Annotated in this window: 16 protein-coding genes; 8 read left to right on the top strand and 8 right to left on the bottom strand. The window is 66.1% G+C overall.

All coding sequences use genetic code 11. The features are described from left to right. Positions 1–67: 67 nt before the first annotated feature. Entirely contained in the window at positions 68–403 is a 336-nt protein-coding gene (locus C167_RS0106660; protein WP_017517486.1) for a ribonuclease E inhibitor RraB, read from the bottom strand. A gap of 206 nt (positions 404–609) precedes the next feature. Here C167_RS0106660 and ptrC point away from each other — a divergent pair, with 206 nt between their 5' ends. After that, positions 610–807, top strand: a complete 198-nt coding sequence (ptrC, locus tag C167_RS0106655) for a type III secretion system co-regulatory protein PtrC (RefSeq protein ID WP_026078848.1) — start codon at positions 610–612, stop codon at positions 805–807. Between the two features lie 71 nt (positions 808–878). On the opposite strand, the gene C167_RS0106650 is transcribed toward ptrC, so the two are convergent. The 3 genes from C167_RS0106650 to C167_RS0106640 form a co-directional block, all read right to left on the bottom strand. Next, complete coding sequence (locus tag C167_RS0106650) at positions 879–3,122, bottom strand: xanthine dehydrogenase family protein molybdopterin-binding subunit (protein WP_017517484.1); 2,244 nt, start codon at positions 3,120–3,122, stop codon at positions 879–881. An 11-nt stretch (positions 3,123–3,133) separates the two neighbouring features. After that, positions 3,134–3,592: a (2Fe-2S)-binding protein gene (locus tag C167_RS0106645; RefSeq protein WP_026078846.1), complete on the bottom strand. Its 459-nt coding sequence runs from the start codon at positions 3,590–3,592 to the stop codon at positions 3,134–3,136. A gap of 428 nt (positions 3,593–4,020) precedes the next feature. Next, the gene (locus tag C167_RS0106640) at positions 4,021–5,040 is read right to left on the bottom strand and encodes a zinc-dependent alcohol dehydrogenase family protein (protein WP_017517482.1); all 1,020 of its coding nucleotides are present in this window, start codon (positions 5,038–5,040) and stop codon (positions 4,021–4,023) included. Between the two features lie 313 nt (positions 5,041–5,353). On the opposite strand from C167_RS0106640, the gene C167_RS0106635 reads away from it, so the two are divergent. The 6 genes from C167_RS0106635 (at position 5,354) to C167_RS34420 (ending at position 13,471) form a co-directional block, all read left to right on the top strand. After that, entirely contained in the window at positions 5,354–6,268 is a 915-nt protein-coding gene (locus tag C167_RS0106635) for a LysR family transcriptional regulator (protein WP_017517481.1), read from the top strand. Positions 6,269–6,700: 432 nt separating this feature from the next. Continuing rightward, positions 6,701–7,936 (top strand): multidrug efflux RND transporter periplasmic adaptor subunit MexE, encoded by a 1,236-nt coding sequence (mexE, locus tag C167_RS0106630; protein ID WP_017517480.1) that lies wholly within the window; start codon positions 6,701–6,703, stop codon positions 7,934–7,936. A 109-nt stretch (positions 7,937–8,045) separates the two neighbouring features. Then, positions 8,046–11,258 (top strand): efflux RND transporter permease subunit, encoded by a 3,213-nt coding sequence (locus C167_RS0106625; RefSeq protein ID WP_017517479.1) that lies wholly within the window; start codon positions 8,046–8,048, stop codon positions 11,256–11,258. Positions 11,259–11,263: 5 nt separating this feature from the next. Next, positions 11,264–12,691 carry an efflux transporter outer membrane subunit gene (locus C167_RS0106620; RefSeq protein ID WP_017517478.1) on the top strand — a complete coding sequence of 476 codons (1,428 nt, stop codon included), beginning with the start codon at positions 11,264–11,266 and terminating at the stop codon, positions 12,689–12,691. 267 nt (positions 12,692–12,958) lie between these two features. Continuing rightward, positions 12,959–13,153 (top strand): hypothetical protein, encoded by a 195-nt coding sequence (locus C167_RS0106615; protein ID WP_017517477.1) that lies wholly within the window; start codon positions 12,959–12,961, stop codon positions 13,151–13,153. A 117-nt stretch (positions 13,154–13,270) separates the two neighbouring features. Further along, positions 13,271–13,471, top strand: a complete 201-nt coding sequence (locus C167_RS34420; protein ID WP_017517476.1) for a hypothetical protein — start codon at positions 13,271–13,273, stop codon at positions 13,469–13,471. A gap of 113 nt (positions 13,472–13,584) precedes the next feature. Here C167_RS34420 and C167_RS0106605 read toward each other — a convergent pair whose 3' ends face one another. Genes C167_RS0106605 through C167_RS0106595 form a run of 3 tightly spaced genes read right to left on the bottom strand, consistent with a single transcriptional unit; the run spans position 13,585 to position 15,918 of the window. Next, entirely contained in the window at positions 13,585–14,787 is a 1,203-nt protein-coding gene (locus C167_RS0106605) for a CynX/NimT family MFS transporter (protein WP_026078845.1), read from the bottom strand. A gap of 14 nt (positions 14,788–14,801) precedes the next feature. After that, positions 14,802–15,257: a nucleoside deaminase gene (locus C167_RS0106600; RefSeq protein ID WP_017517474.1), complete on the bottom strand. Its 456-nt coding sequence runs from the start codon at positions 15,255–15,257 to the stop codon at positions 14,802–14,804. A 25-nt stretch (positions 15,258–15,282) separates the two neighbouring features. Next, positions 15,283–15,918, bottom strand: coding sequence for an ankyrin repeat domain-containing protein (locus C167_RS0106595; protein WP_017517473.1), 636 nt, complete (start codon positions 15,916–15,918; stop codon positions 15,283–15,285). Positions 15,919–16,027: 109 nt separating this feature from the next. Here C167_RS0106595 and C167_RS0106590 point away from each other — a divergent pair, with 109 nt between their 5' ends. Further along, positions 16,028–16,888, top strand: a complete 861-nt coding sequence (locus tag C167_RS0106590; RefSeq protein WP_017517472.1) for a LysR substrate-binding domain-containing protein — start codon at positions 16,028–16,030, stop codon at positions 16,886–16,888. A gap of 8 nt (positions 16,889–16,896) precedes the next feature. Here C167_RS0106590 and C167_RS0106585 read toward each other — a convergent pair whose 3' ends face one another. Next, positions 16,897–18,960 carry a putative bifunctional diguanylate cyclase/phosphodiesterase gene (locus tag C167_RS0106585; RefSeq protein ID WP_017517471.1) on the bottom strand — a complete coding sequence of 688 codons (2,064 nt, stop codon included), beginning with the start codon at positions 18,958–18,960 and terminating at the stop codon, positions 16,897–16,899. Positions 18,961–19,040: the final 80 nt, after the last annotated feature.

Here is a 19,040-nt window from a genome sequence, read left to right as displayed (position 1 = left end):
GCGCCATGCCTGGCGCACCATAAAAAACGGCGCCCGAAGGCGCCGTTCCTTGTGCAGCATCAGCCGATCAGAGCGCCGACCAGCCGTCCATCTGCCCGCCCAGGTCGGCGGAGTGCTCGGACAGGAGCGCCGCGTAGCCACTGATGTGCTCGTAGGAGAGTTCCATCACCGGATAGGCCAGGACCTGCCAGGGCAGCTTGTCGTTGCCGTCGTACTCGGAGTACGCCACCTTCTGCCCGTTCTGCAGCAGCATGATGGCGAAGTCCAGGGCGGACTGCTCGTCCGGGAAGATCACCGCGAACTCCACCTCATGCTCGAGGGAGAGGTCTTCGCCGTCTTCCTGCAGGGCCCACAGGGCATCGCCGATTTCGTCTTCCGGAAAAAGCTGCTTGTCGCGGCTCATGTCACTGCTCCAATTCGATTTACAAAGTGCCCGGTGTGGGCACGCCCGCGCAGGATACCCGTCCTGCATGACAGATGCCGGAAAACTTCGCCGGCACCATCGTCTTTCGTGATGTTCACCATCATGGCGTTTCACTTCCGCCCTCGCCGGCTCAACGCGACGATGCGTCCATCGGGCCTGCGCCCTCCCACATCGAGCCTGCGACCATGCACAGCACCGACGAGGCGTACCGCATCACCTACATCACCCTGGACGAGGTGCAATTGCACTTCGAGACCCAGGTAGCCGTCACCGACGAGGAAGGCGGACTTGCCCTGCACAACGCCACCACCCTGCCCGAAGAACGCCGGGTACTGCGCGAGCTGATCTGCGAGGCGCACGAACGGCAGGCCCTGGTCGCCTGACTTCAGGAAAGCTTAGACCCTGAAAGGCAAATGCCCCGCTCATGCGGGGCATTCGTGTCACTGGGCGGAACTCACGCCTGCAACTGATTGCCGATCGGCAAGGTGCGGATGCGCTTGCCGGTCGCCGCGAACAGTGCATTGGCCAGCGCCGGCGCCAGGGGCGGCACGCCGGGCTCGCCGACACCGGTCGGCGGCTCGGCCGACGGCACGATGTGCACCTCCACCACCGGCATCTCGTTGATCCGCAGGACCTGGAAGTCGTGGAAGTTGGACTGGTCGACCTTGCCGTCGGTCAGAGTGATGGCACTGTGCAATGCCGCCGACAGGGCGAAGCCGATCCCGCCTTCCATCTGTGCCCTGATCACGTCGGGGTTGATCGCCAGGCCGCAATCCACCGCGCAGACCACGCGGTCGACCTTGAAGCTCTTGTCGGCCTTGTAGGTCACTTCCACCACCTGGGCGACGAAGCTGCCGAACGACTCGTGCACGGCGATGCCGCGGCCGCGCTGCTCACCGTCCTTGCCCTTTTCCAGCGGCGCCAGCCAGTTCGCCCGCTGCGCCACCAGCTCCAGCGCGCCGCGATGCCGCGGATGCTTCTCCAGCAGCTTGCGGCGGAATTCGTACGGGTCCTGCTTGGCGGCGATGGCGGCTTCATCGATCAGCGTCTCGGTGGAGAACGCCGTGTGGGTGTGACCCACCGAGCGCCACCATTGGGTCGGCACCGTGACGTTGTCGGCCAGCGCCTGCTCGACGCGCAGGTTGGGCACAGCGTAGGGCAGATCGGCGGCACCCTCCACGGCGATCTTGTCGATGCCGTCCTTGACCATGAACTTCTCGAACGGCGTGCCGACGATGAAGGACTGCCCCACCAGCCGCTGCTCCCAGCCCACCAGGTTGCCCTGGGCATCCACCGCCAGCCGCGCGCGGTGCAGGAAGGCCGGACGGTAATAGCCGGCGCGGGTGTCGTCCTCGCGGGTCCAGACCATCTTGATCGGCACCTTCACGCCCTGTGCGCGGGCGGCCTGGGCAATGGCGACCGCTTCAAGCACGTAGTCCGAGTGTGGGTTGGCGCGGCGGCCGAAACTGCCGCCGGCGTACAACTGGGTGATGCTCACCTGCTCGGGCTGCAGGCCCAGCAATTGCGCCACGGCCCCCTGGTCACCGGTCTGCCACTGTTCGCCGTTCCAGATCTGGCAGCTGTCTTCCTTGAGGAAGACCACGCAGTTCAGCGGCTCCATGGCGGCGTGGGCGAGATAGGGGAACTGGTACTCGGCCTCGATCAGGTGCGCCGGCTTCTCCAGCGCCTTGCCGATGTCACCGTCGTTGCGCGCCACCAGGCCCGGCTTGCTGGCCATGTCGCGGTACTGGGCGAAGATTTCCTTGCTGCCCATCTTGAAGGCCTTGCTTTCGTCCCACTCGACCTGCAGCGCGTCACGCCCCTGGCGCGCGGCCCAGGTGTTCTTCGCCAGCACCGCGACGCCAGCAAAGCGTCGGTCGCTACCGGGGAACTGCACCACCTCCACCACGCCGGGCACGGCCTTGGCCTTGCTTGCGTCGACCTTCGCCGGCACCCCGCCGAAGCGCGGTGGGTGCGCGACCACCGCCACCAGCATGTCTGGCAGATGCACGTCCTGGGTGAACTGCGCGGTGCCGTCGGTCTTCGACGGGCTGTCCTTGCGCGGCAGCTTGACCTGGCCGATCAGCTTGAAGTCCTTCGGGTCCTTCAGCTTCACATCCGCCGGCACCGGCTGCTTCGCCGCGGCCTCGGCCAACTCGCCGAAGCTCGCCTTGTGCCCGGAAGCCGGATGGGTGACGACGCCGTCGTGCACCTCGATCTGCGCCGCCGGTACCCTCCACTGCTCCGCCGCTGCGCCCACCAGCATGGCGCGGGCGCTGGCGCCGGCCTTGCGCATCTGCTCGAAGGAGTTGGCCATGGCGTTGCTGCCGCCGGTGCCCTGCAGGTTGCCGAAGGCCAGGTTGGCGTAGCGCTTGGCGTCCGCCGGTGCGCCTTCGACCTGCACGTGGCTCCAGTCGGCGTCCAGTTCCTCGGCCACCAGGGTAGCCAGGCCGGTGTAGCTGCCCTGGCCCATTTCCACATGCTTGGCGATCACGGTAACGGTGCCGTCCGGGGCAATGCGGACGAAAGCGTTCGGTTCGAAATCGCTGGCCGCCTGGGCGTCGCCCAGCTTACCCAGCAGCGGCGCGAAATAGATGCCCAGGGCCAGGCCACCGGCGCCCCGCAGGAAGCTGCGGCGGCTGACATTGAGGATGCTGCCGGGCTGTGCCGGCTGTTCGTCGATACGGGGTTCGAGCATGACGTCGGTCCTCAAGCCAGGGTCTGGGCGGCGTCGTGGATCGCCGCGCGAATCCGCGCATAGGTGGCGCAGCGGCAGATGTTGCCGCTCATGGCGGCGTCGATGTCGGCGTCGCTGGGCGCCTTGTTCGAGGCCAGCAGCGCGGTGGCCGACATGATCTGCCCGGACTGGCAGTAGCCGCACTGCACCACGTCGAGCTTGCGCCAGGCCTCCTGCACAGCCTTGCCGGCAGCCTGCTCGGCCACCGCCTCGATGGTAGTGATCTTCTTGCCGGCCACCGCCGCCAGCGGGGTGACGCAGGAACGCGTCGGCTGGCCATCGATGTGCACGGTGCAGGCGCCGCACAGCGCCATGCCGCAGCCGTACTTGGTGCCGGTCAGCCCGGCGACGTCGCGGATGGCCCAGAGCAGCGGCATCTCGCCGGGGGCGTCGAGCTCGTGGTCCTTGCCGTTCAGGTTCACGGTAATCATCGGGAGGTTCACCTCATTCTCTTGGATATGAAAAGCCGGGTGACATAAAGCAGGGGCTAGACATGGAGCGAAGCGCAGCGGCTCCGGCACGCAATGGATTGAGCCTAGGCGCAAGCGCAGGCACGTGCCGCGACGATACGCGAGTCAGGCGCCGAGCGGTTTGCCTGGTTCTCTTGAGGCTTGCCTGATTCTGCGCACGGTGTGGTCTGTGCTGGCGGTGAGCTATCGCGGACGGAGTCCGCTCCTACGGTTAAGGCAAAACGCCTTTCTCCGCTTTTGTAGGAGCGAGCTTGCTCGCGAACCCGTCTGACGCAGGTGTGGCCGGAAACCCTGTTCGCGAGCAAGCTCGCTCCTACAGGGATACCAAGAATCCCGCGCGCATAAAAAAGCCACTCCGAAGAGTGGCTTTTTCAGTTACCGATACCCGATCACTCCGGCATCTTCATCACCACACGGCCGCCGCCCGGGCAGGTTTCCATGTAGTAGTTGGCGTCGCGGTACTGGGCGAAGTCGAACACCCGGTCGATGCTCGGCTTGAGCAGCTGGTCGGCGGTCATCTGGTTGATCGCGGTCAGCGCCCGTTGCACGGCTTCGTCGTTGCGGGTCAGGCCGATCTCCGGTTGCCCGGTGAAGTCCAGCACGCAGTGACGGTAGAACTGCAGGTGCTTCTTGAACGCCGCGCAAGCCGGGAAGGCTGCGTCATTGCCGCCGTTGATGCCGTAGAGGATCAGCTTGCCGCGCTGGGCGGCTACGTCACCCAGCAGTTTCATCTGCGGGCCGGCGCACTGGTCGAGGACGATCTCCACGCCTTCACCCTGGGTGAAGCGCTCGACTTCCAGCACCAGGTCCTGCTCCTCGGTGTAGATGATCTTGTCCGCACCCAGGCCCTTGAGGAACTCACGGGTTTCCTCGTGGCTGGTGGTGGCGATCACCTGGGCGCCGAGCGCCTTGGCCAGCTGCACCGCCTGCGGAGCCAGGCAATGACCCGCTTCGGTGATCAACACACGCTGGCCGGGCTTGATCTGCGCCAACTCCACCAGGGCAAAGTACGAATACAACAGGCCGGTGTAGTGCACCGCGGCTTCGACCGGGCTCAATACCTCGGGATAACGGGTCAGCGAGGTGCGCGGCACGATGACGTGGTCGCCCCAGGCCGGGTACAGGTTCGGCGAGTTCGCCGGGAAACTGGCCACCGCCACGCCGGGCTCGAGGTCTTCCACGCCCTCGCCCACGGCTTCGACGATGCCGGAGAGTTCATAACCGATGCCCGCGGGCAGCTTGGCCTGATCCGGGGCGAGGTTCTGCCGCCAGAGCACGTCGCGCCAACTGACGCCCAGTGCCTGGGTACGGACCAGCACTTCACCCGGCCCCGGTTGCGGGGTCGGCATTTCCTCGATCTTCAGGACCGAGGCGTCACCGAACTGGTGGAAACGGATCATGCGGGACATCACATACCTCGCCTTAATAGTGCTCATAGCCACGGACTCTATCCGGGCTTTAGGGGTGACGCCACCGTTCACCGTTGATAGTTGACATAAATGGCGATGATTCGGCCCGCCTTGAAAGCCTTGTCCGGCGCGGCCGCAAGGCTCTGCGCCGGGGCTGTCCACCGGGCAGCGGTGGCTCTATTCATACAGAGTCAGACCACATCGCCATGGCGAGATTCTCATTAAAAAAGTGGAAATTGATCAAGGACTTATCTGACAGACTTGACTCAGGACACGCTCGGCCTCACTTTTCCCCCATCGCCAGGGAGTCCCCATGAACCGCAACGACCTCCGCAAGGTTGACCTCAACCTGTTGATCGTTTTCGAGACGCTGATGCATGAGCGCAGCGTGACCCGCGCCGCAGAGAAGCTTTTCCTCGGCCAGCCGGCGATCAGCGCGGCCCTGGCGCGCCTGCGCGGTCTGTTCGACGATCCGCTGTTCGTACGCACCGGGCGCAGCATGGAGCCCACCGCGCGGGCGCAGGAAATCTTCGGCCACCTCTCGCCAGCGCTGGACTCCATCTCCACCGCCCTGAGTCGCGCCGCCGACTTCGACCCGGCCACCAGCAAGGCGGTGTTCCGCATCGGTCTGTCCGATGACGTGGAATTCGGCCTACTGCCGCCGCTGCTGCGCCGCCTGCGTTCCGAGGCACCGGGCATCACCCTGGTGGTGCGCCGCGCCAACTACCTGTTGATGCCGCAACTGCTGTCCTCCGGGGAAATCTCCGTTGGCGTGAGCTACACCGACGAGCTGCCGGCCAATGCCAAGCGCAAGACCCTGCGCCGCAGCACCTGGAAGATCCTGCGTGCCGACTCGATCCCCGGCGCGCTGACCCTCGACGACTACTGCGCGCGCCCGCACGCGCTGGTGTCCTATGCCGGCGACCTGGACGGCTTCGTCGACCAGACCCTCGCCGAGATGGACCGCAAGCGCCAGGTGGTGCTGGCCGTGCCGCAGTTCGTCGGCCTCGCCCAGCTGCTGGCCGGCACCGACATCATCGCCACCGTCCCCGAGTACGTGGCGCTGGCGCTCACTGCCGCCGGCGGCCTGCGTGCCGAGGAACCGCCCTTCCCCACCCGCCTGGCCGAGCTGTCCATGGTCTGGCGTGGCGCCCAGGACCAGGACCCGGCCGAGCGCTGGCTGCGCTCGCGCATCACCATGTTCGTGGGTGATCCGGACAGTCTCTGACGGTCAACGCCAGATTCAACCTGTTGGAGCGCGCTATGCGTGCAGTCGCGGGCATGGCCTGCTCCTACGTAGCTTGGGATTCCTCAGCGGGGCTTACCCTCTCCCTGAAGGGCGAGGGGACCATTCGGAGCAGGATGAAACCGTAGCATCAGCTGGCACGGACGGCTCCCTCCCTGCATGGAGAGGGCTGGGCGAGGGAGGAACCCCGAGCACGAACTCGCAGAAGAACAGTTGCCCCTACAGGGAAACTCCGCACGTCCGGGCAATCTGCGTGCCCACTCCTTCTATCTATTCGTGCGCATAGTGCAAAAGCATTTATCACTCCACGTGATAATCAAAATGCACTCGTTCGATTAGTTCCCGAGCGCCCCCTTGCGCAGACTCCGCTCCATCAGAAATCCCAAAACCAATTAGATCGCCGGAGTCTTTTCCATGGAGCGAAATCTGAACACCTTGCGTATTCCGTTGGCGTTGGCCGCCGTGCTGGTTCTCAGCGCGTGCGGCAAGGGCCAGGAGGCGGCACAGAACATGGCCGCCCCCAAGGTCAGCGTGGCGGACGTCATCGAACAACCGATCAACGAATGGGACGAGTTCACCGGCCGCCTGGAGGCGCCGGAATCCGTCGAACTGCGTCCACGCGTCTCCGGCTACATCGACCGCGTCGCCTTCCGTGAAGGCGCGCTGGTGAAGAAAGGCGACCTCCTGTTCCAGATCGACCCGCGGCCGTTCCAGGCCGAGGTGCATCGCCTGGAAGCCCAGCTGCAACAGGCTCGCGCCAACCAGACCCGCACCGTCAACGAAGATGCCCGTGGCGTACGCCTGCGCGCCACCAACGCCATCTCCGCGGAACTGGCTGACGCCCGCAGCGCCGCCGCCGCCGAAGCCAAGGCGGTGGTCGCCGCGACCCAGGCGGAACTGGACAATGCCCGCCTGAACCTGTCCTTCACCCAGGTCACCGCGCCCATCGACGGCCGCGTTTCGCGCGCCGAAGTCACTGCCGGCAACCTGGTCAACAGCGGCCAGACCCTGCTGACCACCCTGGTCTCCACCGACAAGGTCTACGCCTACTTCGACGCCGACGAACGCGTCTACCTGAAATATGTCGACCTCGCCCGCAAGGGCGGCCCGGACGCCCGTGGCACCAGCCCGGTGTACCTGGGCCTGACCGGCGAGGATGGCTTCCCCCACCAGGGCCGCCTGGACTTCCTCGACAACCAGGTCAACCCCAAGACCGGCACCATCCGTGGCCGCGCCGTGTTCGACAACGCCGCCAACCAGTTCACCCCCGGCCTGTACGCCCGCATCAAGCTGGTCGGCAGCGGCACCTACCCCGCCGCGCTGATCAAGGACGAGGCAGTCGGCACGGACCTGGGCAAGAAGTTCGTGCTGGTGCTCGACAAGGACAGCAAGGTGCAATACCGCGGCATCGAGCTGGGCCCGAAACTCGAAGGCCTGCGCATTGTCCGCAGCGGCCTGGTGAAGGGTGACCGCATCGTGGTCAACGGTCTGCAACGGGTTCGCCCCGGCGCCCAGGTCGATGCCCAGGGCGTGGAGATGGCCAGCCAGTCAACGCTCGCCAACCTCGAGAACCAGCGTCGCGCGCTGGAGAGCTTCGAGGCGCCGAAAGTCGCCGAGAAATCTGCCAAGCCGGGTGCGCCGCGCGGCTGACCCGCAACCCGCAATCCATGAACTGATGTACCGGGCCCTGTCCCACCAGGGCCTTGGGTGACCTTTGTCCCGGGTTTGGCGAACGATGCGTTCGCGACAGGAACCAGCCATGAACTTTTCCCAATTCTTCATCCAGCGGCCGATCTTCGCCGCCGTGCTGTCACTGATCATCCTGATCGGCGGGGCCATCTCGCTGTTCCAGCTACCGATCAGCGAATACCCCGAGGTGGTGCCGCCCACAGTGGTCGTACGCGCCAACTTCCCCGGCGCCAACCCCAAGGTGATCGGCGAGACCGTCGCCGCGCCGCTGGAACAGGCCATCACCGGCGTCGAGAACATGCTCTACATGTCCTCGCAGTCCACCGCCGACGGCAAGATGACCCTGACCATCACCTTCGCCCTGGGCACCGACCTGGACAATGCGCAGGTGCAGGTGCAGAACCGCGTGACCCGCACGCAGCCCAAGCTGCCCGAGGAAGTCACCCGTATCGGTATCACTGTCGACAAGGCCTCGCCCGACCTGACCATGGTCGTGCACCTGACCTCGCCGGATAACCGCTACGACATGCTCTACCTGTCCAACTACGCCATCCTCAACATCAAGGATGAGCTGGCGCGCCTGGACGGGGTGGGCGACGTGCAGCTGTTCGGCATGGGCGACTACTCCCTGCGCGTCTGGCTGGACCCGAACAAGGTCGCCTCGCGCAATCTGACCGCCACCGACGTGGTCGCCGCGATCCGCGAGCAGAACCGCCAGGTCGCCGCCGGTGCCCTGGGCGCCCCGCCCTCGCCGAGCGACACCAGCTTCCAGCTGTCGATCAACACCCAGGGCCGCCTGGTCACCGAGGACGAGTTCGAGAACATCATCATCCGCAGCGGCCCTGACGGCGAGATCACCCGCCTGAAGGACATCGCCCGCGTCGAGCTCGGTTCCAGCCAGTACGCCCTGCGCTCGCTGCTGGACAACCAGCCGGCGGTCGCGATCCCGATCTTCCAGCGTCCCGGCTCCAACGCCATCGCCATCTCCAACCTGGTGCGCGAGAAGATGGCCGAGCTGAAGAAGGACTTCCCCCAGGGTGTGGACTATTCCATCGTCTATGACCCGACCATCTTCGTGCGCGGCTCCATCGAGGCGGTGGTGCACACCCTGTTCGAAGCCCTGATCCTGGTGGTGCTGGTGGTGGTGCTGTTCCTGCAGACCTGGCGCGCCTCGATCATCCCGCTGGCTGCCGTGCCGGTGTCGCTGATCGGTACCTTCGCGGTGATGCACGCCTTCGGCTTCTCGCTCAACGCGCTGTCGCTGTTCGGCCTGGTACTGGCCATCGGCATCGTGGTGGACGACGCCATCGTGGTGGTGGAGAACGTCGAGCGGAACATCGGGCTGGGGCTCACGCCCGTCGAGGCGACCAAGCGCGCCATGAAGGAAGTGACCGGGCCGATCATCGCCACCGCGCTGGTGCTGTGCGCCGTGTTCATCCCCACCGCGTTCATCTCCGGCCTCACCGGGCAGTTCTACCGGCAGTTCGCCTTGACCATCGCGATCTCCACGGTGATCTCCGCGTTCAACTCGCTGACCCTGTCGCCAGCGCTGTCCGCCGTGCTGCTCAAGGGGCACCACGAGCCGAAGGATCGCTTCTCGGTGATCCTCGACAAGCTGCTGGGCAGCTGGTTGTTCCGTCCGTTCAACCGTTTCTTCGACCGCGCGAGCCACGGCTATGTCGGTACCGTCACCCGCGTTCTGCGTGGCAGTTCGATTGCGCTGATTCTCTACGCGGGACTGATCGGCCTGACCTACCTGGGCTTCTCCAGCACCCCGACCGGCTTCGTGCCGCAACAGGACAAGCAGTACCTGGTGGCCTTCGCGCAACTGCCCGACGCCGCCACGCTGGATCGCACCGAAGCGGTGATCAAGCGCATGTCGGACATCGCCGGCAAGCACCCGGGCATCGAGCACACCGTGTCCTTCCCGGGCCTGTCGATCAACGGTTTCACCAACAGCCCCAACAGCGGCATCGTCTTCACCCCGCTCAAGGACTTCAGCGAGCGTAAAGGCCCGGGCATGTCGGCCAACGAGATCGCCGCCGAGCTGAACAAGCAGTTCGCCGATATCCAGGACGCCTACATCGCGATCTTCCCGCCGCCGCCGGTACAGGGGCTGGGAACCATCGGCGGCTTCCGCCTGCAGATCGAGGACCGTGGCAACGCCGGTTACGAGGAGCTCTATGCACAGACCCAGAACATCCTCAACAAGGCCCGCGCGTTGCCGGAGCTCAATCCCATGTCGGTGTTCACCAGCTACCAGGTGAACGTGCCGCAGGTGGATGCCGCCATCGACCGCGAGAAGGCCAAGACCCACGGGGTTGCGATCAGCGACATCTTCGACACCCTGCAGGTCTACCTCGGCTCGCTGTACGCGAACGACTTCAACCGCTTCGGCCGCACCTATCAGGTGAACGTCCAGGGCGAGCAGCAGTTCCGTCTCGAACCCGAGCAGATCGGCCAGCTGAAGGTGCGCAACAACCTGGGTGAAATGGTCCCGCTGGCCACCTTCATCAAGATCAGTGACACCGCAGGTCCAGACCGGGTGATGCATTACAACGGCTTCATCACCGCGGAGATCAACGGCGCCGCCGCACCGGGCTACAGCTCCGGCCAGGCCGAGGCCGCCATCGAGCGCCTGCTCAAGCAGGAGCTGCCCAATGGCATGACCTACGAGTGGACCGAGCTGACCTACCAGCAGATCCTCGCCGGCAACTCCGCGATCTACGTGTTCCCGCTCTGCGTGCTGCTCGCCTTCCTGGTGCTGGCCGCGCTGTATGAAAGCTGGGGCCTGCCGCTGGCGGTGATCCTGATCGTACCGATGACCCTGCTGTCGGCCATCGCCGGGGTGATCCTGTCCGGTGGCGACAACAACATCTTCACCCAGATCGGCCTGATCGTACTGGTGGGCCTGGCATGCAAGAACGCGATCCTGATCGTCGAGTTCGCCAAGGACAAGCAGGATGAAGGCATGGACCGCCTGAGCGCGGTACTGGAAGCCTGCCGCCTGCGTCTGCGGCCGATCCTGATGACCTCCATCGCCTTCATCATGGGCGTGGTGCCCCTGGTGCTGTCGTCCGGCGCCGGCGCCGAAATGCGCCATGCCATGGGTGTCGCGGTGTTCTCCGGGATGCTCGGCGTGACCTTCTTCGGCCTGCTGCTGACTCCGGTCTTCTATGTGCTGATCCGTCGCTTCATGGAAGCCCGCGAAGCGAAGAAACAGGCGCAGCGAGCGCGCATCGCCCAGAGCCAACCTAACAACAGCGAGGCCCATCAGGCATGAGCGTCATGACCATCAATGCCGTGAGCAAGAGTGCAGTGAAACTGTTCGTGCCCACCCTGCTCGCGCTGGCCCTCAGCGCGTGCATGGTCGGCCCCGACTACCAGAAGCCGAACACCGCGCCGGCCCGACTGGACAGCAACACCCAGGCTCAGAACTACGACCGCAGCCGCTTCGAAGACGCCTGGTGGAAGCAGTTCGACGATCCGGTGCTGACCCAGCTGGTCGACCAGGCGCTGAAGGAAAACCGCGAGCTGCGCGTGGCCTACGCCCGCGTGCTGGCTTCGCGGGCAATCCGCGACGACGTGGCCAATGACCGGTTCCCCACGGTCACCAGCCGCGCCGAAGGCCAGGTCGGCAAGGGCCAGGTGCCCGGCCAGACCGAGGACCGGGTCAACCAGGAGCGCTACGACCTGGGCCTGGACATGATCTGGGAAGTCGACCTGTTCGGCCGCGTGCGCCGCCAGCTGGAATCCAGCGACGCGCAGAGCGAAGCCATAGTCGCCGACCTGCAGCAGCTGCAGGTCAGCCTGATCGCCGAGCTGGCCGATGCCTACGGACAACTGCGCGGTGCGCAACTGCGCGAGAGCATCGCCAGGAGCAACCTGGAAAACCAGCGCGAGTCCCGCGACCTGACCATCCAGCTGCGCGACGCCGGGGTCGGCAGTGAGCTGGACGTGCAACGCGCCGAAGCCCGCCTGGCGTCCACCGAAGCCAGCGTGCCGCAATTGCAGGCCGAGGAAGTGCGCCAGCGCAACCGCATCGCCACCCTCCTCGGCCAGCGCCCGGACGCGCTCTCCGTGGACCTGTCGCCGAAGAAGCTGCCGGCCATCGCCAAGGCCCTGCCGATTGGCGACCCAGGCGAGTTGCTGCGCCGCCGGCCGGACGTCGCCTCCGCCGAACGCCGCCTCGCGGCCGCCACCGCGGACGTGGGCGTAGCCACCGCCGACCTGTTCCCGAAAGTCAGCCTCGGCGGCTTTTTGGGCTACACCGCCGGCCGGGGTTCGCAGATCGGCTCGTCCGCCGCCAGCGCTTGGGGCGTGGCACCGAGCATCACCTGGGCGGCTTTCGACCTGGGCAGCGTGCGGGCTCGCCTGCGCGCCTCGAAGGCCGATGCCGACGGCGCCCTGGCGACCTACGAGCAGCAGGTCCTGCTGGCCCTGGAGGAGTCGTCGAACGCCTTCAGCGACTACGGCAAGCGCCAGCAACGCCTGGTGTCGCTGGTGCGCCAGTCCGAAGCCAGCCGCAACGCCGCCGAGCAGGCCGGCCTGCAATACCGGGAAGGCACCGTGGACTTCCTCAACCTGCTGGACGCCGAGCGCGAGCAACTGGCCGCCGAGGATGCCCAGGCCCTGGCGGAAGTCGACGTGTATCGCGGCATCGTGGCGATCTACAAGGCCCTTGGCGGCGGCTGGCAGCCGACGCCGGCGGCCTGACCGGTCCTCCCCGGTCGGGAATCTCTCGACCGTTCTGGCCCTGCGGTCTGACGCTCCGGACCGCGGGGCTTTTTTATGCCCGCCGCCCTGTGGTTTCCGCACAGCGCGTCACTTTCTCCCGTGCGAAAGTGACTGGGAAAGGACGCCGGTTAGAGAATCTTTCAGAAGCCTAGATATCGATCAGTATTTTCCGATAGCAAACAAAAATAAGCTGAAGCTGGTTCGAATTCAGAATTCACTGGCGTCCGGAATCAGGGAAGCCGCGCCGTGCTCAACAACGAGGTCGAGAGAAGCCCACCCCCGTCCAGCAACGCCGAGCTGCGTCAACTGCTCTTTGGAATCAGGCGCGGCGATGTCATCCACCCTCGACTGAAGCGGCTGCTGGTTCACCTCGGACTCGCCGAACTGCGTGGCCTGCGGCTGGTCCTTACCGGCAAGGGCCGCCTCCTGCTGGAGGCCTGAGCTTGGGCTGAGCGTCCCGTGCCGTTATGATCCGGACCAGCTTGCCAGGGATCAAAGGAGTTCGGCCCTGCTCTGGCCTAGACTTTCCATATCGGATAATTCAGACAAGGACACGCCGTGGACGCCACTGCCCATTTCATCCCGCTGGACCCCACGTCCCTCTTCATCACCCTCGCCATCATCGTCTTCGGGATGTTCATGCTGGGCATCGGCTTCACCATCCGCCATCGCCCGGTGGGCGTGTTCCTGATGTGGGTCGGCACGCTGAGCATGCTGTCGATCATCGGCTACCGCATCTATATCGCGACGTCGGTCTAGGCCCGGCACGCGCCTGAAAGCGATCGCGGACAGAGTCCGCTCCTGCGCAGGCCTTCACCTGCCGTAGGAGCGGACTCCGTCCGCGATTGGCATCCGACAACGTTGAATTTCGCCTATTTCTCCATTGCCCGCGCGTAGCCCCTGGGGGAGAAGCGCAGGGTCACGCCCAGCATCAGCACCACCGATACCGCCAGCAGGATCCAGGACGCCTGGAAACTGCCGGTGCTGTCGCGCAAAGCGCCGGTGACGTAGGGCACGATGCCGGTGACGATGAAGCCGATGCCCTGCACGAAGGCCGCCAGCCGCCCGGCCGCGCCAGCGTCGGCAAGGTGATCCAGGGTCAGGGTCAGGCTCAGCGCGAAGCAGGCGCCCAGGCCGTAGCCGATCATCGCCACCCAGATGCCCGGCAGGTGCAGTGGCGCGCAGATCAGCCCGATGAAGCCGGCGAGCTGGATCAGCAGGCACAGGCACAGCCAGCCACGACGATCCAGCGACCGGCGGATCAACAGCGGGATGGTCAGCGCGGCGATCACCTGGAAGATGGTCATCAGGCCGATCAGCTGGCCACTGGCCTGGGCCGTCCAGCCGAGCTGGCGGTAATACACCGGCAGCCAGGCCACCATGCTGGTGTATCCGCCGTTGATCAGGCCGAAATACAGCGCCAGCAGCCAGGCGCGGCGGCTACCGAAATAGTGCTGGGCTTTCTGCCGCGGCGGCGCGGCCACCGGCGTCTCGCGCGGGCGCGCCACCGTCCACAGCAGCAGGCCGACGATGGCCAGCAGCAGCCAGGCGCCGAGGCCGTCCTGCCAGCGGTGGAAGTGTTCCGACACCACCGGCGCCAGTACCGCCGCGCTACCGCCGCCGGCCATCAGCGATGCCGAATACAGGCCCATGGCGGACGGCACCTTGTGCGCGAACCAGCGCTTGATCACCCCCGGCACGAACGCCTGGATCACCGCCACGCCGCAGCCCGCCAGCACCGCGCTGGCGATCAGGGCGACGCCGCTGTCCAGCAGCAGGCGCCAGAAGCAGGCCGCGCCGATGGCCAGCAGGCCGAGCACCATGCCACGGCTCTCCCCCAGGCGCGGGCCGACCCACGGCAAACCGAGGGCGAACAGGCCCATGCACAGCACGGGCAGCACTGTCAGCATCGACAGGCCCTGGAAGCCCAGCCCGGTGGCATCGTGGATATCGGCCAGCAGCGGACCGATGGAGGTGAGGATCGGCCGCAGGTTGATGCCCAGCGCGACTATTACCAACAGGCCGATCCAGCCGGCGTGGCTGCCCTGCCCCGCCGCTTCTTCCCGCGCCGGCATGGCAATACCGCGGTTCACGAGTGGTGCTCCTGCCAAGCGTTGTAAAGACTGTCCTCGCCGCTTGGACGCAGAAGGCGCAGTGGTACGGATTGCCACTGCGGCGGCTGCGTCATCTGCTGATAGACCGCCGAGGTGGACAGGCCGAAGGGCTCCCCATCGTCATTGGAATAGGCGAAGTACGCGCCCTCCACGCCGCACAGGTGCATGGCCGCCAGGCACATCGGGCAAGGGTGGCCGCTGGCGTAGATCACGCAGCCATCCAGGCGCGAGCTGCCCAGCGCCGCCGAGGCGCGGCGGATCGCCAGCAGCTCCGCGTGGGCGGTGGGGTCGAAATCCACGTGAATGGAATTGGCGGCGCGGGCGATCACCCGCCCGTCCTTGACCAGCACGGCGCCGAACGGGCGGCCACCGGCCTCGATGTTTTCGCGGGCCAGTTGCAGGGCCTCGCGCATGAAGACTTCGTGTGACATGGCAGTTTCCAGCGAATCGGTTCGATCAATGCGCGCCGGCGGCTTCCAGCATCCTGGCGATGCTGGTCTGGTTGCGCTGGCGGGCGTGTTGCAGCGGCGTGACGCCGTCGTTGTCGGCCAGGTTCAGGTTCGCCCCGGCTTCTATGAGTAGTTTGACGATGGCCTGGTGGCGCGGGCCGCCGTCGCTGAGCAGGATGGCTTCGAGCAGCCCGGTCCAGCCCAGCTGGTTGACGTGATCGGGGTCGACGCCAGCCTGGAGCAGCATCGCTACCACCTCCACATGGCCGCGCTCGCAGGCCGGGATCAGCGCCGTGCCGCCGTAGCGGTTGGTGCTGCGCAGGTCGGCGCCGTGGGCCAGGGTCAGCTGAAGGATTTCCAGACGCCCGGCCGCACCGGCCAGCAGGTAGGCGCTGTCGTGGAGGCGGTTCTGCCGGTTGACGTCGGCGCCAGCGGCAATCAGCAGCCGTGCGACTTCCACACGGTTGCCAGCGGTGGCGAGCAACAGCGGCGTATTCCCCTGCCCGTCGATGACATCTACGGGTACGCCGCGTTTGAGCAGGGCCGCCACCTCGGCGTCGCGCCCGTGACTGGCCGCGCCCAGCAGCGCGTCAGCGGCCGCGCGGCTGTGCACGTCTTCGGTCTGAACAGTCGGCATATCCATCGGCGCTCCCCCGTGTTGGCTGTCGTGCCTCTAATCGATGCATGCAGTATGACGAAGGGACGTTCTATGCTGAAATTAAATAGAAACATGACTTTCAGTGGGAATCGAAATGCTTGATCCGAACCTGCTGCGCAGCTTCGTGATGGTGGTGGATGCCGGCAACTTCACCCGCGCCGCCGAGCTTCTGCACCTCACCCAATCCACCGTCAGCCAGCAGATCCTGCGGCTGGAGCAGAGCCTGGACTGCCGCCTGCTGGATCGCAGCCAGCGCCAGGTGCTGCCCACCGAACAGGGGGAAAGGCTGCTGGGTTATGCCCGGCGCATTCTCGAACTGGGCTCGGAAGCGCGCGAGGCGCTGAGCAGCGAGCACAGCGAGGGCGTGTTGCGCCTGGGGATGCCCGAGGACTTTGCCGGCGAACGGATGATGCCGCTGCTGGCGGCCTTCAGTGCCGAACGGCCGCGGCTGCGCCTGGAGGTGTCCAGCGGACTCAGCCAGGAACTGCTGCGCCAGTACCGCAGCGGCGAGCTGGACCTGGCGCTGGTCAAGCAATGGGGCGCGGACAGCGACTGCCTCGCCCACTGGCCCGAACCCCTGGCTTGGCAGGACAGCGCGGCAACCCCTGCCGCCGCCCGCGACCCGTTGCCGCTGGTGGTGTTCCCACTGGGGGCGCTGTATCGCCAGGAGATGATCCACGCCCTCGAAGCCAGCGGCCGGCGCTGGCGCATCAGCTACAGCAGCGCCAGCCTGGCCAGTCTTTCAGCGGCAGTAGCGGCGGGCATGGGCGTCAGCCTGCTGCCTTTGCGCGGCCGCCATGAAGGTCACCGTGTGCTGACCGCCGAGGAAGGTTTCGCACCCATCGAGGGACTGGAACTGGCGCTTTATGCGCGCCCGGAACTGGGCAGTGCCGGTCGCAGCCTGTGCGAGCAATTGCGCGAGCTGTGCGCGCAACTGGCAGCGCTAGCCGTGTAGCGTCGGGCTCAGGCCTGAGCGCCGAGGCGCTCGAGGAAATGCTCGGCCGGCACCGGCTTGCCGAGCAGGAAACCCTGCAGCGAGTCGCAGCCCAGCCGGGTGAGGAAGGTCTGCTGGCCGGAGGTTTCCACCCCTTCGGCGACGATCCGCAGGTCCAGCGCCTGGCCCAGGGCAACGATGGCCGAGACGATGGCGGCGTCGTCGCTGTCCTGTTCCAGGTCACGGACGAAGCCGCGGTCGATCTTCAGCTCGTTGGCCGGCAGGCGCTTGAGGTACAGCAGGCTGGAGTAGCCGGTGCCAAAATCGTCGATGGACAGGTCCACGCCCATGTCCGACAGCCTGCCGAGGATTTCCAGGCTGGAATCGGCATCGCGCATCGCCGTGGTCTCGGTGATCTCCAGGGTCAGGCAGCGCGCCGGCAACTGGTGGCGCTGCAGCGCGTCGGCCACCGACTGCACCAGGGCGGCATGGCAGAACTGCAGTGCCGAGAGGTTCACCGCCACGCGCCAGTTTTCGTGGCCCTGCAGGTACCACTCGCGCATCTGCCGGCAGGCCTCGTCCAGCACCCAGTCGCCGATGGGAATGATCAGCCCGGTGCGCTCGGCCAGGGTAATGAAGGTATCGGGCATCAGCAGGCCGCGCTGCGGATGCTGCCAGCGCAGCAACGCCTCGGCGCCGATGGGCTCGCCACTGGCGGCGAACTTGGGCTGGTAATGCAGGGTGAACTCATGGCGTTCCAGGGCCGCGCGCAGGTCGTGCAGCAACTGCAGATGGTTGCGCGCGTTGGTGTTCATCGACTGCTCGAAGAAGCTGTAGCCATTCTTGCCGTTGCCCTTGGCGTGGTACATCGCCGCGTCGGCGTTGCGCAGCAGTTCCTGCTGGCTGGCGCCGTCGCCGGGATAGACCACGATGCCGACACTGGCGGCGATGCGCAGCTCCTGCCCGGCCACCTGGAACGGCTGGGCCAGCAGGCTGATCTGCTGCCCGGCGACGGTCACCGCGTCCTCGGCCTCGGCCAGTTCGGCGAGCACCACGAATTCGTCACCGCCAATGCGCGCCACGGTGTCTTCGCTGCGCAGGCTGTCGCGCAGGCGCTGGGCCACGGCCTTGAGCAACAGGTCGCCAACATGGTGGCCGAAGGCATCGTTGACCGGCTTGAAGCCGTCGAGGTCGAGGAACATCAGCGCGAAATACCCGCCGCCACGCTGCACCTTGGCGATCATCTGCTCGATGCGATCCTCCAGCAGGATGCGGTTGGGCAGGCGCGTGAGGTTGTCGTGCAGGGCGAGCTGGGTCAGCTCCTGGTTGGCCTGCGCCAGCGACGAGGTGAGCTGCGCCGTGCGCGACTCCAGGCGTGCGTCCAGTACCGAGGTGAGCAGCGCGATGCCGATCACCGCCAGGGTGACGATGATGATCAGCAGCGCCAGCCAGTCGCTGTCCAGGCCATTGGGTGACGCGCCACAGAAACTGCCCTCGGGAAAGCGCGCGGCGGCCATGCCGGTGTAGTGCATGCCGACTATCGCCACACCCATCACCAGCGCCGCGCCAGCACGGGCCAGGCGCACGTAGGGCGTGTTCTGCCGCAGTTTGAAGGCGATCCACAGCGCGGCGCCGGAAGCCGCCACGGCGATCAGCAGAGACAGGCCGAACAGCGTCGGGTCGTAGTCGATACCTGGCTGCATGAGCATCGCGTACATGCCCAGGTAATGCATGCAACTGATCCCTGTGCCCATGGCCAAGGCGCCGCAGACCAGTTGCCAGAGCGGCAGGCGGTCCTGGCTGACCAGGGCCAGGGCAAAGGCGGAGCTGAGCACCGCGATGGCCAGCGACAGCAGGGTCAGGGTGAGGTCATAGCCCAGCGGGATCGGCAGACTGAAGGCGAGCATGCCGATGAAGTGCATCGACCAAACACCGATGCCCAGCGCCACCCCGCCGCCGCCGATCCACAGCAGCACCGGCCAGCCGCGGGTGGTCGCGATGCGCCCGGCCAGATCCAGGGCCGTGTAGGACGCCAGCATGGCGACGCACAGCGAAATCAGGACGAGGGCGGGATCGTAACTACCGGCAAGCATGGGGACTCTCTGATGGACTCACGGGCTGATGGACTCACGCGGTCCCTGCGCGAAAAAGTCCGGGATTCTAGCGAACACCG

Origin of the sequence: Pseudomonas nitroreducens TX1 (genome assembly GCF_000313755.1) — a bacterium.
In the GTDB taxonomy this organism is placed as follows: Bacteria; Pseudomonadota; Gammaproteobacteria; order Pseudomonadales; family Pseudomonadaceae; genus Pseudomonas; species Pseudomonas nitroreducens_A.
Note: the sequence above shows the minus strand (reverse complement) of the source record. Positions and strands in the feature narration are given on the sequence as shown.